The organism is Bradyrhizobium sp. MI1.11 (genome assembly GCF_055811255.1).
Map to the genome: position 1 here is coordinate 1 of NZ_JBVVPM010000062.1, position 15,374 is coordinate 15,374.

General features: G+C 64.6%; 17 protein-coding genes. 11 read left to right on the forward strand and 6 right to left on the reverse strand.

Annotated elements, in window-relative coordinates:
- Window positions 1-194 precede the first annotated feature (194 nt).
- The 3 genes from AC0L30_RS36025 to AC0L30_RS36035 are packed head-to-tail and all read right to left on the reverse strand — an operon-like array spanning window position 195 to window position 1,420.
- Window positions 195-611, reverse strand: a complete 417-nt coding sequence (locus AC0L30_RS36025; protein WP_354128099.1) for a GFA family protein — start codon at window positions 609-611, stop codon at window positions 195-197.
- Between the two features lie 12 nt (window positions 612-623).
- On the reverse strand, window positions 624-1,088 hold the full coding sequence (locus AC0L30_RS36030; protein ID WP_007602441.1) for an SRPBCC family protein: 465 nt from the start codon (window positions 1,086-1,088) through the stop codon (window positions 624-626).
- Window positions 1,085-1,420 (reverse strand): ArsR/SmtB family transcription factor, encoded by a 336-nt coding sequence (locus AC0L30_RS36035; protein WP_007602444.1) that lies wholly within the window; start codon window positions 1,418-1,420, stop codon window positions 1,085-1,087. Before AC0L30_RS36035 ends, AC0L30_RS36030 begins: the two co-directional genes overlap by 4 nt.
- Window positions 1,421-1,529: 109 nt before the next feature.
- Between AC0L30_RS36035 and AC0L30_RS36040 the strand changes: the two genes are divergently transcribed.
- The 7 genes from AC0L30_RS36040 to AC0L30_RS36070 all read left to right on the forward strand — a co-directional run bounded on the left by AC0L30_RS36040 (window position 1,530) and on the right by AC0L30_RS36070 (window position 8,324).
- Window positions 1,530-2,225: a TetR/AcrR family transcriptional regulator gene (locus AC0L30_RS36040; protein ID WP_473406301.1), complete on the forward strand. Its 696-nt coding sequence runs from the start codon at window positions 1,530-1,532 to the stop codon at window positions 2,223-2,225.
- Entirely contained in the window at window positions 2,222-3,163 is a 942-nt protein-coding gene (locus AC0L30_RS36045; RefSeq protein ID WP_007602447.1) for an HlyD family secretion protein, read from the forward strand. The genes AC0L30_RS36040 and AC0L30_RS36045 overlap by 4 nt, the downstream gene beginning before the upstream one ends.
- Window positions 3,160-4,092 (forward strand): ABC transporter ATP-binding protein, encoded by a 933-nt coding sequence (locus tag AC0L30_RS36050; protein ID WP_007602449.1) that lies wholly within the window; start codon window positions 3,160-3,162, stop codon window positions 4,090-4,092. Before AC0L30_RS36045 ends, AC0L30_RS36050 begins: the two co-directional genes overlap by 4 nt.
- Window positions 4,089-5,252 (forward strand): ABC transporter permease, encoded by a 1,164-nt coding sequence (locus AC0L30_RS36055; protein ID WP_007602451.1) that lies wholly within the window; start codon window positions 4,089-4,091, stop codon window positions 5,250-5,252. Before AC0L30_RS36050 ends, AC0L30_RS36055 begins: the two co-directional genes overlap by 4 nt.
- 31 nt (window positions 5,253-5,283) lie before the next feature.
- Window positions 5,284-6,591: an adenylate/guanylate cyclase domain-containing protein gene (locus AC0L30_RS36060; RefSeq protein ID WP_007602452.1), complete on the forward strand. Its 1,308-nt coding sequence runs from the start codon at window positions 5,284-5,286 to the stop codon at window positions 6,589-6,591.
- Window positions 6,592-6,975: 384 nt separating this feature from the next.
- Window positions 6,976-7,287, forward strand: coding sequence for an amidohydrolase family protein (locus tag AC0L30_RS36065; RefSeq protein ID WP_245286040.1), 312 nt, complete (start codon window positions 6,976-6,978; stop codon window positions 7,285-7,287).
- 122 nt (window positions 7,288-7,409) lie between these two features.
- On the forward strand, window positions 7,410-8,324 hold the full coding sequence (locus AC0L30_RS36070) for a PhzF family phenazine biosynthesis protein (RefSeq protein ID WP_007602456.1): 915 nt from the start codon (window positions 7,410-7,412) through the stop codon (window positions 8,322-8,324).
- Window positions 8,325-8,439: 115 nt separating this feature from the next.
- On the opposite strand, the gene AC0L30_RS36075 is transcribed toward AC0L30_RS36070, so the two are convergent.
- Together AC0L30_RS36075 and AC0L30_RS36080 are read right to left on the reverse strand one after the other, a co-directional pair.
- Window positions 8,440-8,901: a DUF488 domain-containing protein gene (locus AC0L30_RS36075; protein ID WP_007602457.1), complete on the reverse strand. Its 462-nt coding sequence runs from the start codon at window positions 8,899-8,901 to the stop codon at window positions 8,440-8,442.
- 22 nt (window positions 8,902-8,923) lie between these two features.
- Window positions 8,924-9,745 (reverse strand): DUF72 domain-containing protein, encoded by an 822-nt coding sequence (locus AC0L30_RS36080; RefSeq protein ID WP_219684948.1) that lies wholly within the window; start codon window positions 9,743-9,745, stop codon window positions 8,924-8,926.
- Window positions 9,746-9,860: 115 nt separating this feature from the next.
- Between AC0L30_RS36080 and AC0L30_RS36085 the strand changes: the two genes are divergently transcribed.
- The 4 genes from AC0L30_RS36085 (at window position 9,861) to AC0L30_RS36100 (ending at window position 13,450) form a co-directional block, all read left to right on the forward strand.
- A complete protein-coding gene (locus tag AC0L30_RS36085) occupies window positions 9,861-10,241 on the forward strand; it encodes a hypothetical protein (RefSeq protein WP_007602461.1) in 381 nt (126 codons plus the stop codon).
- An 88-nt stretch (window positions 10,242-10,329) separates the two neighbouring features.
- Window positions 10,330-10,533 (forward strand): hypothetical protein, encoded by a 204-nt coding sequence (locus tag AC0L30_RS36090; RefSeq protein ID WP_007602463.1) that lies wholly within the window; start codon window positions 10,330-10,332, stop codon window positions 10,531-10,533.
- A 274-nt stretch (window positions 10,534-10,807) separates the two neighbouring features.
- Window positions 10,808-11,941 carry a glycosyltransferase family 2 protein gene (locus AC0L30_RS36095; protein WP_007602465.1) on the forward strand — a complete coding sequence of 378 codons (1,134 nt, stop codon included), beginning with the start codon at window positions 10,808-10,810 and terminating at the stop codon, window positions 11,939-11,941.
- Window positions 11,942-11,947: 6 nt separating this feature from the next.
- Window positions 11,948-13,450 carry a glycosyltransferase family 39 protein gene (locus AC0L30_RS36100; protein WP_007602466.1) on the forward strand — a complete coding sequence of 501 codons (1,503 nt, stop codon included), beginning with the start codon at window positions 11,948-11,950 and terminating at the stop codon, window positions 13,448-13,450.
- Window positions 13,451-13,476: 26 nt separating this feature from the next.
- On the opposite strand, the gene AC0L30_RS36105 is transcribed toward AC0L30_RS36100, so the two are convergent.
- Window positions 13,477-15,366 carry a CHASE2 domain-containing protein gene (locus AC0L30_RS36105; protein WP_473406302.1) on the reverse strand — a complete coding sequence of 630 codons (1,890 nt, stop codon included), beginning with the start codon at window positions 15,364-15,366 and terminating at the stop codon, window positions 13,477-13,479.
- Window positions 15,367-15,374 lie beyond the last annotated feature (8 nt).

Sequence of the window (15,374 nt, forward strand, 5' to 3'; positions counted from 1 at the left end):
CCGCACAAAAAAATACCCCATATCGAGCCTCACTCCCGCTCGGCCAATTAAGCAAAGCCCTCGCAAGCGGGAGAGGTCGCGCCAAAGGCGCGGGTGAGGGCTCTCTCCGCTTGGGGATTGTCCCGTTGCGGTGGCACCCTCTCCCCAACCCTCCCCCGCAAGCGGGGGGAGGGAGCGCACCGTTTGCGCGGCAGCTATCCCCCCAGCGGCATGCCTGCGAACTTCGGCAGGTCGGGATCGAGGCGATCCCAGGCATGTCCGCGCGCGGCATAAGTCACCACTTGCGGCTCGTAGCGGGCGGGTTCGTCGAGGCTTGCGGCGCGGATGGTGAAGATGTCGGGCATGGCCGCGAAGGTCAGGTAAACAGGCAAGCCGCACTGGGCGCAGAAACCGCGCGTCTTCAAATGGCCGCTGTCGCCAACCATGTCCCAATGCTTCGCTTCGCCCGTCACGGTGACGCCGGCGCGCGCGAACGTCATGTACGAGCCGTGGCCGCTGCCGCTTTCGCGCTGGCAGTCCCGGCATTGGCAGTGATTGCTGAACAGGGGCTCACTGGCGATCGAATAGCGGATTGCGCCGCAGGCGCAGCCGCCGGTAAACGGTTTGGTCATTGCGATAACTCCTTACCTGTCTTCGCCGCTGATCTCGTCGAGCTGGCGGACGACCTTCTTCCAGCCGCCGCTCATGCCCGTGTAGGCGGATTCGTTCCTGGGTATGACGAAGCCCGCATGGACCAGGCGGATCCGCGTGCCGGCCTCGACCGGGGTGAGGGACCACGTCACGACAGTGTCGAGCGGCGCACCGTAGCCGGTGTTGCGCTCATTCCCGCCCTTCCAGGCGTAGACGAGGCGCCGGTTCGGCATGACTTCAAGGACGCGGCAATGGATGACGCCATCCCAGGCGCCGCCCGGCGTGGTCTGATAGGTGAAGGTGTTGCCTTCGACAGCCTCGAAACCGCTCGGCGGCATCAGCCAGCGCGCGATCAGTTGGGCGCTGGTCAGCGCCTTCCAGATCGTCTCCGGCGCGTGTGGGAGCACCTCGTCGATGACGATGTCCTTTATTTCGGCTTTCAATTCGGCAGCACTCACGGATCGATCTCCTTCAAGAGGTCACGCAGGTTCTGGAAGCGCTCGCGCCAGAACACGCCGTAATGGTCCATCCAGGAGACCAGCGGTTCGAGGCCTTGCGGCGCGGCACGGTAATAGACGTTGCGGCCCTCGGCACGCTCGGCGACGAGGCCGGCCTGCTTGAGGGACTTCAAATGTTGCGAGATCGCGCCTTGCGTCACGCCGCTTCCCCGCGTGAGCTCGGCGACGCTGATCTCCTTGCTCTCGAACACGCGCTCGAACACGGCGCGGCGGGTCGGATCGGCAAGGGCGCGCATCACGGTGGTCATGGGATTTGGGGCGGCTTCAATCATGAGTGTTAGATTAGTGCATGCTAATGAATTAGTCAAGACTAATTTGTTGGTCAGATTGGGTCTGCCGTGTTGTCTTGACTATGACTGACCGGTCAGTCATATCGTGTAGATGGCCAGAAAGCCCACCAAAGCCGCCACGCCGCCCGCAGTTCGCGCCAACGCAAAGGACTCTGCGCACGCTGGCAACGATGCGGTGCCCGCGTCGAGCCGCGCCACGCGTGCGGCGGAACGGCGTGCGGCGATCGTGGACGCCGCGATGGAGGAATTCATCGCGCGCGGCTTTGCCGCCACGCGGCTCGACGACATCGCCAAGCGCGCGGGTGTCGCCAAGGGCACCATCTACCTGCACTTCAAGGACAAGGAATCGATGTTCGAGGAGCTGGTGCGGACGGTGATCGTGCCTGTCGTGACGCGGTTGACGGCATTGCCGCCGCCCGCGGGCTCGGTGCGCGATCTCGTCGAGACGTTTGCCAGCAACTTCCTGAAGGAGGTGATCGGCACCAGACGCGGCGACCTCGTGCGTCTGATCGTGGCCGAGGGGCCGCGGTTTCCCTCCGTGGCTGATTTCTACTACCGCGAGGTGGTTTCTCGCGGCATCGCCGCCATGCGCTCCCTGATCGAGCTCGGCATCGTCCGCGGCGAGATCCGCCAGAAGAACCTGGCGCATTACCCGCAGATCCTGGTCGCCCCCGCGATGATCGCGGTGATCTGGCAGAGCCTGTTTGCACGGCACGCGCCGCTCGACGCGCAGGACATGCTGCGCGTCCATCTCGATTTGATTTTTGGCGAACGGAGCACGACATGAGGTCGTCCCAAAACATCCCTCACCTCATCCTGAGGAGCGCGGCATGCGCGTCCCGAAGGATGAAGGCCCGGCTTTGGCCCTTCGCCCTTCGAGACGCCGCTTCGCGGCTCCTCAGGGTGAGGGATCGACGACCGTGGCTGCCGCCAAGCGCGATCCAGTTTTTGCCGCGCCTCTGTTCGATCGCGGTTCTGGTCCTCGCGACCGGGCTTGCCGGGTGCAAGGACAAGCGTGAGCCCGGCTTCCAGGGCTGGGTCGAGGCCGACATGATCTTCGTCAGTCCGGACGAGGCGGGCCGCGTGATCAAGCTCAACGTCCGCGAGGGCGACGAGGTCAAGGTCGGCGATCACCTCTATTCCGTCGACGACGATCTCCAGCTTGCCGATCTCAACCAGAACAAGGCGACACTTGCCAATGCGCAGCAGACCTATGACCGCGCGGCCTCGCTGAGCAAAACCGGCTCGGGCACGCAAGCCAATCTCGACTCGGCCGTCTCCGCCCTGCGCGTTGCTGAGGCGCGGGTGGCGACCTCGGAGACGCGGATGGCGCGGCGCAAGGGCTTTGCGCCCGTGGCCGGCACCATCCAGCAGATCTATTTTCGCGAAGGCGAGATGGTGGCGGCGCAGCGGCCGGTGCTCTCGATCATGCCGCCCGGCAACATGAAGCTGCGCTTCTTCGTGCCGGAGACCGAGCTGCCGAAGCTTGCGATCGGCGATACCGTGCGGATCGCATGCGACAATTGCGCCGCCGATCTCACCGCGAAGATCTATTTCATCGCAACTTCGGCCGAATACACACCGCCCGTCATCTACAGCCTCGAGGAGCGCAACAAGCTCGTCTATCTGATCCAGGCGCGGCCATCGCGCCCCGATGCGCTGCGTGTCGGACAACCCATCGACGTCCATCTCAATCCAAAGACTCCGGTGGCGGACAAGCGATGAACGGCGGCAATGGCATCGCGATCGACGTCAAGGGCCTGACCAAGTCGTTCGGCGGCCGCGAGGTCGTGCACGATTTGTCGATGCAGGTGAAGCGCGGTTCGATCTACGGCTTCCTCGGCCCGAACGGCTCGGGCAAAACGACGACCATCCGCATCCTCTGCGGCCTGCTCACGCCCGACAGCGGCGAGGGCACCTGCCTCGGCTACGACATCAGGCGCGATGCCGAAAAGATCAAGCGCCAGGTCGGCTACATGACCCAGCGGTTCAGCCTCTATCAGGATCTCTCTGTCCGCGAAAACCTCGAATTCGTCGCGCGGCTGTACGGCCTTCGCGATGCACGCGGCGCCGCGCGCGACATGATCAAGCGGATCGGGCTCTCGGGGCGCGAGGAACAGCTCGCCGGCGAACTCTCCGGCGGCTGGAAGCAGCGGCTGGCGCTAGGTGCCTGCACATTGCCCAGTCCGAAGCTGCTGCTGCTTGACGAGCCGACCGCCGGCGTCGATCCAAAAGCGCGGCGCGATTTCTGGAACGAGATTCATGCACTCGCGGCCGACGGTCTCACCGTGCTGGTCTCGACCCACTACATGGACGAGGCCGAGCGCTGTCACGAGATCGCTTATATCGCCTATGGCCATCTGCTCGTGCACGGCACCGTGGACGAGGTGATCGCGAAATCCGCGCTGACGACCTACACCGTGACGGGCGAGGACCTGAACGAGCTCACGGCTGCGCTCACCGGCAAGCCGGGAATCGACATGGTGGCGCCGTTCGGCACGTCGCTGCACGTCTCCGGCCGCGACGTCGCCGCGCTCGAAGCCAGCATCGCGCCGTGGCGCGAAAAAAGCGGACTGCACTGGCACAAATCATCGCCGTCACTGGAAGACGTGTTCATCGAATTGATGAGTCGTTCCAAGGACAATTTCCAATGAGCGCGGTCGATCGTCACGAACCCCAGCACGCGATCCGGGAGCGCTTCGGCTTCTGGAGGCGCTCCTATGCGATGCTGATCAAGGAGTTCATCCAGCTCAAGCGGGACCGTGTGTCATTTGCGATGATCGTGATGCTGCCGGTGATGCAGCTGCTCTTGTTCGGCTACGCCATCAACACCACGCCGCACAATCTGCCGAGCGCGGTGCTGCTTCAGGAGGATTCCGATCTCGCACGCTCGATCCTGAAGGCGCTGGAGAACACCGCCTATTTCCGCTTCCTCTATGAAGTCCACGACGTCGAGGATTTCGATAATCTCCTGAAATCCGGCAAGGTTCTGTTCGGGGTCGAGATCCCGCGCGGCTTCGAGCGGGCGGTGCGGCGCGGCGATAAGCCGGCGCTGCTGGTCGCGGCCGACGCCACCGATCCAGTGGCGGCGAGCGCGGCGATCGGCTCGCTCGGCATGGTCGTGCAGACCGCGCTCAAGCACGATCTCTACATCGGAGATCCCCCGGAGATGCCGTTCGAGATCCGCGCGCACGCCCGCTACAACCCCGCCGCCGCGTCGAGCCTCAACATCGTGCCGGGCTTGGTCGGTACCATCCTCACCATGACCATGCTGATCTTCACCGCGCTTTCGGTCACGCGGGAAGTCGAGCGCGGTACCATGGAGGCTCTGCTGTCGATGCCGATCAGGCCGGTCGAGGTGATGTTCGGCAAGATCATTCCCTACGTGCTGGTCGGGTTCGTGCAGGCGTTCCTCATCATCGGCATCGGCGTCGGCCTGTTCGGCGTGCCCGTGCTCGGCAATCTGTTCCTGCTGGCGCTGCTTTCGACGCTGTTCATCACGACCAATCTGGCGATCGGGTATACGATCTCGACGCTGGTGCAGAACCAGCTCCAGGCGATGCAGATGTCGATGATGTTCTTCCTGCCGAGCATCTTGCTGTCCGGCTTCATGTTCCCGTTTGCCGGGATGCCGGCCTGGGCGCAATATGTCGGTGAGTGCCTGCCGCTGACGCATTATTTGCGCATCGTCCGCGCCATCATGCTGAAGGGCGCGAGCATGCAAAATTTGCGTTTCGACGCGTTGGCGCTGGCGGTGCTGATGCTGCTCGCCATGACCATCGCCGTGACGCGCTTCCGCCGCACGCTGGATTGAGGCAAGATGCCCCTGGAATCAAGGGGGCGGAATGGTCAGCTTTGCGAGCAGGAAGGCCCGGCAGCATGCCGTGATGTCCGAAGACTTCGAGCGCGAGCTGACGCGGGAGGTGCTGCGGACCGAGCTGTTGCGGGTGAGGGCGTTGATCATCACGGGCTGCGTCATGATCCTGTTTCTCACCGCAACCTATCTGATCGACCCCGCCATCGTGAACCGGGTCTGGCGCGGGACGGAGGGCCTGGTCCGCGAATACGGTCTCTTGGCAGGCTTCGTCCTCTTCGAAGTCTGGGTCCACAGCCAGATCAGGCGATACCTCAAGCTCGATCGCGACCTTCCGGTGATAAGGCGCTATATCGGCGCAACAATCGAAACGTCGCTGCCAACGATCATCCTGATCCTGCAGATTCACAGCATGGGCGCGAGCCAGGCGCTCGGGTTCGTGCTGCCACTGGCCTATTTCATCTTCATCATTCTTTCGACGCTGCGGCTTGATTTCTGGCTGTCCACCTTCACGGGATTTGTGGCCGCAGCCGAACTCCTGGCTGTCGCGCTGTATTACAACTCGGTCAGCGAGTCCGGTGAACCCCTGATCTACTTTCACGCGGTCCGCAGCACCATCATCCTGATTTGCGGCGTGCTGGCGGGCGCCGTCGGCGCGCGATTGCGGCGGCAATTTGCGGCGAGCATTGCGGCAGCCACTGCGCGCGACCGGGTGACCAACCTGTTCGGCCAGCACGTCTCGCCGCAGGTTGTGGAGCGGCTGATGACGGAGGGGACGGGTGCCGCCGGCGACCTCCGCCGAGTCGCCGTGATGTTCGTCGACTTCCGCGGCTTCACCGCCGGCGCGCAGTCGCGTACTCCCCAGGAGGTGGTCGACCGGCTCGACGGCGCCTTCGCCGTGCTGGTCGACATTCTCGACCGCGAGGGTGGCATCGTGAACAAGTTTCTGGGCGACGGCTTTCTCGCCCTGTTCGGTGCGCCGCTCGAGGCCTCCGACGCCGCGCATCGCGCAGTCGCCGCGGGCCGCGAGATGCTGACCGCGATGGAGCGCATCAACGCGCAGACGAGCTGGCCACTCAAGATCGGCATCGGCATCCATTTCGGCGAGGTCGTCGCCGGCAATATCGGCTCGCCCCGGCGCAAGGAGTACACTGTGATCGGCGACACCGTGAACTTCGCCTCACGGCTAGAGGCGCTCAACAAGGAGTTCGGCTCGCAGCTCCTGATCTCCGCGTCTGTCCGCGACGCGCTGGGCGCCGACGGCGACGATGCGGTCTCGCTCGGCGAGGTCGAGGTGCGCGGCTACGAGCAGAAGGTGGCGGTGTTTCAACTGGGGTGAGGGCCGCCTCCTGCGCCTTCACTTGTGAGTCGCGTTTCGTTGAAGCGGCTCGCGTTTCGTTGAAGGCGCGTGATGAAATATCCTTGGTAGCTTTTGGGTCTTGCACGGTGGAAGCCGAAAATCTCAGCTTCCCTTTGTCACCCGGAGAAAGCCAATGACTCGATCGATCCTTGTTGCAGCCGCCCTGATCGCCGCTGCTGTCACCCAAAGCCAGGCCGCATCGGCGCGGGACAGCGTGCCGCGCCGCGCCGCAACTCACGTGGCGACCGACTGCGTCAGGGCTCCCGCAGCAGGCGCGTATGCCTCTGCGCCTTACACGCAGCCGCCTTGCCTCCCCAATACGGCGTCCGCGTACTAACTCGCTGCAGAGACGAAGCCGGGCCGGTGAAGTCCGCCAGCCCGGCGTTGCGAACGCTGATGGCGGACTCCGCGGGATCTCGCGCTGGAGGTAGCCGAGTAGATTCGGCGCCGTATCGCAACGGCGCGGCCGGCGAAGATTTTGCGAAGACGGCCTACCCGCTGCTGCGCAACGCGTACGGCCTTGATCGACTGCTCTGGGGCAGCGACTGGCCGCACACGCAGTTCGAGAAGGCGCAAAGCTACGCGAAGAACCTGCGATTTATCGATGGGCTGATCGTCGATCAGAGTGAACGCGCGCAAGTGCTAGCATCGCCACGTTCGCTCTGCCGCTTTTGATCCGTCTTCCGCGATTGCTCCGATTGCACTCTATTTTGGGCATGACGGGCGATGTCGCCGGCTTGTAGAGTGCCGGCGATGCAGCCGACCGCGGCTGCGCTTGCGTGAAGAGGAAGCGAAAGATGCAGCGCCGCTACATCACCATCGACGTGTTCACCGACCGCGCCTTCGGCGGCAACCAGCTCGCCGTGGTGCTCGATGCCGGCGGGCTCTCCACACAGCAGATGCAGGCGATCGCGACCGAGTTCAACTATTCGGAGACCACCTTCGTGCTGCCGCCGCGCGACAGGGGCAACGACGCCGAGGTGCGCATCTTCACACCGGTGAGGGAAATGCCGTTCGCCGGCCATCCCAATATCGGCACCTCCTTCGTGCTGGCGAGCCTCGCGAAAGAGCCGAAGCCGCGCCTTTTGTTCGAGGAGAAGGCGGGGGTGGTGCCGGTCGATATTTTTCGGGAGCAGGGAAGGGTCATCAGCACCGAACTCACCGCGCCGCAGCCGCTGTCGCGATTGGCGCAGGTTTCCGCCGCTGACGTTGCGGCCTGCATCTCCTTGACCGCTGATGACATCAGGATCGATCACCACGCGCCGCAGGTCGTCGGCGTCGGAACGCCGTTCCTGGTGGCGGAGGTGCATTCGCGCGATGCGCTGAAACGGGCCAGGCCCGACGCGGCCGCGTTCGGCAGGGTCTTGCCGCGCGACGACGCCCGCTCGGTGTGGTTCTATACACGCGACGTGCCCGCGGCGGAGGCGCCGTGCGAACGGCAGGCGCGCATGTTCATGCGCGGCGCCAGCGGCCTCACCGAGGATCCCGCCACCGGCAGCGCCACGGTTGCAGCCGCCGCGCTGTTTGCCGAGCTCGATGCCACGCGAGATGGCGAATTGAAGCTCACGGTCGGCCAGGGCTTTGACATGGGTCGGCCGAGCCTCCTGCTGACGCGCGTGCGCAAGCAGGACGGCAAGATCGTCTCAGCCCATGTCGGCGGGTGCTGCGTGCAGATGATGGAAGGAACGTTCAGGCTCGCGGGGGAGGGGTAATGGTCATTCCGGGGCGCGCGTGGCGCGAGCCCGGAATCCATTCATCCACCAACTCTGCGGCCCGATGGATTCCGGGCTCGCGCCAAGAGGCGCGCCCCGGAATGACGGGCGGAGGTTAGATCTGCCGTCCCGCCAAATTCTTCACCGTCACGCCGTTACGCTCCTCGATGATCTCAGCGATCATCTGGCGATGGCAGTGGGTGTGATCGCGTTCATAGCAAAGCAGACAGACCGGACCTGCTTTCTTCACCAACGCGGAGAGCTCGTCCATCTGCTCCCGGGCCTCCGGCGTCTTCAGGTGCTTTGAGAAAATCTTCTCCAGCACATCGTATTGCCCGCTGCGGGCGGCGAGGCGGCCTTCCTTCGGCGTTCCGAGCGCGGCGAGGTGGACATAGGCGATGCCGCGTTCGTCGAGGCCCGCGGACAACTGCTTCTTGGAAAAGCCGGGCCGGCGCGACGACGTCACCGCGCGCACATCGACGACCAGCTTGACTCCGGATTGCTCCAGCTCGTCCAGTACGGCCTTCGGCGGCGTCTGCTCATAGCCGATGGTGAAAAGTTTTTTCAGCTTTGCCATGACAGACCTTTAGCGAAACACCTCAGCTCACCCGCGCGATCAGTTCCATGGCGCCGGCCGGCGCGCGCACCTTGCCTTCGTGGATGACATAGGCGAACACGTCGCGCGGCTCCTTCTTCGGCTTGGACTTGTCGACCTTCGGCAGGTCGTCGGGTTCGCTTCCCTCGGCCCAGTCCTGAAAACGCCTGGCCCAGGCATCGAGTTGCTTCGGCGGATAGCAGGTCTTGATCTCGTCATTGCCTTTCTGAAGCCGGGCATAGACGAAATCGCCGGCGACGTCGGCAATCGCCGGATATTTGCCGTGCTCGGCGAACACGACAGGCGTCTCGAATTCGCGGATCAGCGCGACGAAATCCGGCGTGCAGAAACTGTCGTGACGGACCTCGACGACATGGCGCAGCGCGCGTCCCTCGAGCTTGCGTGGCAACAGCTCGAGGAACTTGCCGAAATCGGCGCCGTCGAATTTTTTGGTCGGCGCGAACTGCCACAGCACCGGCCCAAGATGATGGCCGAGTTCCAGCACGCCGGAATCATAGAAACGCTTGATGGAATCGCCGGCCTCGGCCAGCACGCGCCGGTTGGTGGCGAATCGCGGCCCCTTGACCGAGAACACGAAGCCATCAGGCACCTCGCTCGCCCATTTGCGAAAGCTCTCCGGTTTCTGCGAGCCGTAATAGGTGCCGTTGATCTCGATCGAGGTCAGCTTCGAGGCGGCGTAGGACAGCTCCTTGGCTTGCGTGAGCTTCTCCGGATAGAACACCCCACGCCATGGTTCGAAGGTCCAGCCGCCGATGCCGATGTAGATGTTGCCGGATTTTTTAGACGCGGTTTTTGCTTTGGCCACGGGAGGATCTCGGATGCGGGAGGAGGGCCTCCATCCTAATCAAACCAGTTGTGATTGGCCAGTTGCGACGTCCCGTCTAAGCTCGCGACGGGATCTGCGAAAAAAGGAGAACAAGATGCGGATGCTGGTGGTGGGAGCGGCGCTCGTCATGATGACATCTGCTGCCATGATATCTTCAGTCATGGCCGACGATGACGATGCCAAGGGTGCGCAGAAGCTCGCCATGCAGGGCCGCGACGATTATTGGCATTGCCTGGCGCGGGAATATTCGCGCGACGGCAATCAGGGCCTGTCGGAACAGGACTTTGGCCGCTCCGTCGCCGGAGCCTGTCCGTCAGAGCGACAATACTACCGGGTGGCACTGCTCGATTATCTCACCACGCAATATCCGGGTATCGATGCCGGCGCTCATCTCGCGACCGCGAACAGAGCGGTGGAGGCGGCGCAGAAGGACATCGTGACGGCCTTCGTCAAGCACAAGCCGCCGCAGAAATAGCCCATCGACCCGTGCGTCCGGCAAGCCCTTCCGGCAGCGCGCTCATCCATGGTATCACTGGGCGCATCTGGAACAGGAATGGGTTTCCATGTCGTCTGAGTCGGTGGGGGGCATTTTGGGCGCGATCGTCGCGGCGATCGTGCTTGCGGTCGCCGTCGTCTTCGGGCCGATCGGCCAGTACGGCAAGCCGCCCAAGCCTGCGAAGGCCGATCCGGCCGCCATTACGGCGCCGGCGGCCCCTGCCGCGCCCGTGCCGCGAGGGCCGGTGATCAAGGAAGTCCCCAACCAGTAAGGGCATGAAAAAGGGCCTCTTTCGCTCCTTGCAAAGCGGCTTTGTCGTTCCTATTTAGCTTCTAACGGCGACGTTGAGCGAAAACTCCGGCGCTGGAACGACCTTGGAATAGCACAGGCTGCGCCGGATGTACGCGCCGCCCGCCGTTCCGGGGTCGTTGGCATTTTAGGGCCCCTTTTGGGCCGCCCCCCAGAGAAACCCCGGCTTGCCAGCGCAAGTTCTTGGCAGCACAAGTTCTTGGCAGCACAGGACGCGGCGGATATACGCTGCCGTCATGAATCAAGCGATCAGACCGGGCTCCGATACCCCACAGGCGGCTTCGCCGGCGCCGGAATTGTCGGTCGTCGTCCCGACCTTCAACGAGCGCGACAATGTCACGGTGCTGTACCGGCGGCTGGAGGCCGTGCTGGCCGGCATCGCCTGGGAGGTCGTGTTCGTCGACGATAATTCGCCTGATGGCACCTGGGATGTCGTGCGCGCGCTGGCACAGCGCGACAGCCGCGTGCGCTGTGTCCGCCGTATTGGCCGCCGCGGCCTGTCGGGGGCCTGCATCGAGGGCATCCTGGCTTCCAGCGCGCCCTATGCGGCCGTGATCGACGCCGATCTTCAGCACGACGAGACGCAACTGCCGAAGATGCTGTCGCTGCTCGCGAGCGGGCAGGCCGAACTCGTGGTCGGCAGCCGCTACATCGAGGGCTACAAGAGCGAAGGCTTCAACAAGCAGCGCGCCGGCGCCAGCGCGCTGGCAACGGAACTCGCCAGGAAAGCGCTGCGGGTCGAGATCGCCGATCCCATGAGCGGCTTCTTCATGGTTCGCCGCGACCGCTTCGAGCAGCTGGCGCCGAAACTTTCCGTGCACGGCTTCAAGATCCTGCTCGACCTCGTCGCCAGCGCCAACGGCACCTTGCGCGCCATCGAAATTCCCTACACGTTCGGCGAGCGCCAGCACGGCGAAAGCAAGCTCGATTCGATGGTCGCGCTGGATTTTCTCGGCCTGGTGCTGGCGAAGTTCACCAACGATGCTGTCTCGTTACGTTTCCTGCTGTTCGCGATGGTCGGCGGGATCGGCCTCGTGGTGCATCTCACCACCCTGTTCATATCGCTCGAGCTGTTCAAGGAGCCGTTCGCGGAAGCGCAGGCCTCCGGCGCCATCGTCGCGATGACCAGCAATTTCGTTCTCAACAACTTCCTCACCTATCGCGACCAGCGGCTGAAGGGCTTTGCACTGCTGCGCGGGCTGATCGCGTTCTACATCGTGTGCAGCGTCGGCCTGCTCGCCAATGTCGGCGTCGCCTTTTCGGTCTACGACCAGGAGCCGATCTGGTGGCTTGCCGGTGCGGCCGGGGCGCTGATGGGCGTGGTGTGGAACTACGCGATGTCCGGACTGTTCGTCTGGCGCAAGAAATAGCTCACGATGGGCGGGACTGACGCGCGGATCGTCCGCAATACGGCGTTGGTAATCATTGCGCTGGTCGGCTTGCGGCTCGTCGCGGCCGCCGTCACGCCGATCACCTTCGACGAAGCCTATTACTGGATGTGGTCGCAGAACCTCGCCGGGGGATATTACGACCACCCGCCGATGGTTGCCTACGTCATCCGCGCCGGCACCCTCATCGCCGGCGACACCGAACTCGGCGTCCGCCTGGTCTCGATCCTGCTCGCGCTGCCGATGAGTTACGCGATCTATCGCTCCGCTGCGATCCTGTTCGGCGGTGCGCGGGTAGCGGCGACCAGCGCCATCCTGCTCAACGTGACGCTGCTGGCCTCGGTCGGCACGCTGATCGTCACGCCCGATGCGCCGCTTCTGGTTGCCTCCAGCTTCGTGCTGTTCTTTCTCGCCAAGGTGCTGGAGAGCGGCCGCGGCGTCTGGTGGCTCGCGGTCGGCGCAGCCGTCGGCGCGGCGCTCCTGTCGAAATACACCGCTATGTTCTTCGGGCTGGCGATCCTGATCTGGATCGCGGCCGTGCCGAAACTGCGGCACTGGTTTCTCTCGCCCTGGCCGTATCTCGGCGGTTTCGTTGCGCTCGCGCTGTTCTCGCCGGTGATCCTCTGGAATGCCGATCATCAATGGGTCTCGTTCGCCAAGCAGCTCGGGCGCGCCAGGATCGAGGATTTTCGTCCGGTCTTCATTGCCGAACTGATCCCGACCCAGATCGCGTTCGCAACCCCGCTGGTGTTCATCCTCGGCGCGATGGGGCTGCACGCGCTGACCTGGCGCCGGGCCGGCGCGCTGGCCTCGCGCGTGCTGATCGAGACGATGTTCTGGACCATCGTCGCCTATTTCGTCTGGCATTCGCTGCATGCCCGCGTCGAGGCCAACTGGTTCGCGCCGGTCTATCCGCCTTTCGTCGTCGCCGCGGCCGCCGCCGCCAATCTCGTGCAGTGGAAGCCGCGCCAGCGGCGCCTCGCGGATTTCTGCCTGCGCTGGGCCGCACCCACCGGCATCGTGATGTTTGCCGCGCTGATCGTGCAGGCCAATACTGGCTGGCTGTCCGGCTATCGCCGCGATGCGACCGTGCGCAGCGTCGGCGTCGGCTGGCGCGAGCTCGCTGCCGAAATCGAAGCGGTGCGCGTCCGCAATGGCGCGACCTGCGTGCTTGCGCCGGACTACGGCACGACAGGCTGGCTCGCCTTCTATCTGCCGCGCGGCAGCTGCGTGGCGCAGCAGAACCAGCGCATCCGCTGGGCCAACATGCCCGAGCCGGATCCAAAGCTGCTTGCGGGCAAGCTGATCTATGTCGACGAGCTGCGCTCTGACGGCCATCCCGCCGTCCACGACCTCTTTGGGAAGGTGACGCAGGTCGCGCAATTGCAGCGCAAGCGCGGCCCGCTCGTGATCGAGACTTACAGCATGGATCTGCTCGAAGGCGCCAAGGGCGACGTCCTGGACCGCTCGCCACCGCCGGAAGCGCGGTAGCTCTTCCTCGGAACGACGACGAAGGTTCAGTCGATCATCTCGGCCTTGGTCGCGGCCTGGTTCGGCCTGTCCTGGTCGCGCCAGAACCAGACGGTCACGACGCCGGAGCGGCCGCGGACCTGCGTGAGCAGGGGGCCCGACAGAACGCCGTCGGGACCGCCCTGAAAGTCGGCCGCATCCAGCAGCGTATCGCTGAGCGCGAGCCGCGCGCCGTTCTGGGCGGCGACCTCCATCAACCGGCTCGCCACGTTGACGGTGTCGCCTGTCGCCGTGATGTGCTGATGACTTTCGCCGAGGCGGGAGGCGACGATCGGGCCGAAATGCGCGCCGATCTTGAAGCCGAGCTGATTCCTGATCGCGGGCGGCAACGATGCGATCCAGCGTTCAACGCCGCGGTGCAGGTCGATCGCGCATTTCAGCGCGCGTGCGGCGTCGTCGGGCATTGCGCCGGGCAGGCCGAACAGGATCATGGCGCCGTCGCCGAGAAAGCCGCTGATCATGCCGCCGCAATCGATCGCGGTCTTCTCGATCAGCGCGTGAAACGCCTTTAGAATGTCCTGGAGCTCGCTTGGATCAATCCGCTCGCTCAACGCCGTGAAGCTGGAGAGATCGATGAAGACCATTGCTGCGTCCTGCCGGACGGGTGTCGACAGGAAATTCGGATCGCGCGCCAACCACTCCTGCACGGCCGGCGCCTGGAATTGCGCGAGCGACCGGCTCTTGGCTGCGAAATATTGCGTGCGGCGGCCTCCCGCCCACAATTGCACGCCGGCAAAGACCGCAACCGGCGGCACTGCTGCGGCGAGCGTGGTCGCGGCGTTCAGCCAGGCGCCGTGCGTGAACGCGAACAGATTGAAGCCGGCCCAGGCGATCATCACCGCGGCCGCGGTGACGATGCCAAGCGCGCTGCGCCGCCAGGCGAGCAGGCCTACCAGCAGCATCGGCAACAGGATCGCGATGAGCGCGTCGGCGATGTGGACCTTGCGGTCGCGCACGATGCTGTCGCCGGCGACGAGATGGGTGATCGCGGTGGAGACCACTTCGACGCCGGGCATCAGGGAATCGAACGGCGTTGGGTAGAAATCACCGCCGCCGGCGACCGAGGCCCCGATCACGACGATCCGGTTCTCGATCGCCGCGCGACTTAACGTGCCGTCGAAGATGCTCTGTGCGCTGACGGTGCGGATGGTCCGGCGCGGGCCGTAATAGGTGATCGGCAGCGCGAAATCGGTATCGGTCGGCACCGCGCGGTCGCCGAGCATCAGATGGTCCGGCGCGATCGTCAGAGACCTGTCGAGCGCGCGCGCCGCGACCCGCAACGGAAAGGACAGCTCGACCTTGTCGCTCGTCCGGAACAGCATCGGCACCGAGAGCGGCGAGCCCGATTGTCCGGTCGCAACGTTGACGACGCCGACCTCGGCATGATCGGCGAACGCCGGCAGAGGCAGCAGGAAGCGCTCGGCCTGCGGCAGGGCGGCGAGGGGGCCTTGGCCGCTGGTCTCCACGGTCTCGCTGGCGGACGGGAAAATCGCTGCGGCGGCAAGGACGATGGGACCCGTAGCCAGCGTATTTGCCAGCGTAGCGTCGCCGATCGCAGCGCTGCGGTCGACCAGCAGCAGGTCGATCGCGACGACCTTCGGCTTGAACTGCACGATGGTGTCCACGACGCGGGCGAGATCGGCGCGCGGCAGCGGATAGCTGCCGCCGCGCTTCACGACGGTGTCGTCGATCGCGACGATGGTGACGAGATCGGGCGGAACCCGCACGCCGCGGACCTGCGTCCGCCAATCCGTCAGCGTCGCCTCGAGGCGATCGAGAAAGCGCAGATGACCGTTGGCATGGCCGGCATAGATGCTCGCGCCCCACAGCGCGGTGAGGACGAGTGCCACGAGGATCTGAACGCGTCGGCTACTCATGTGGTCGT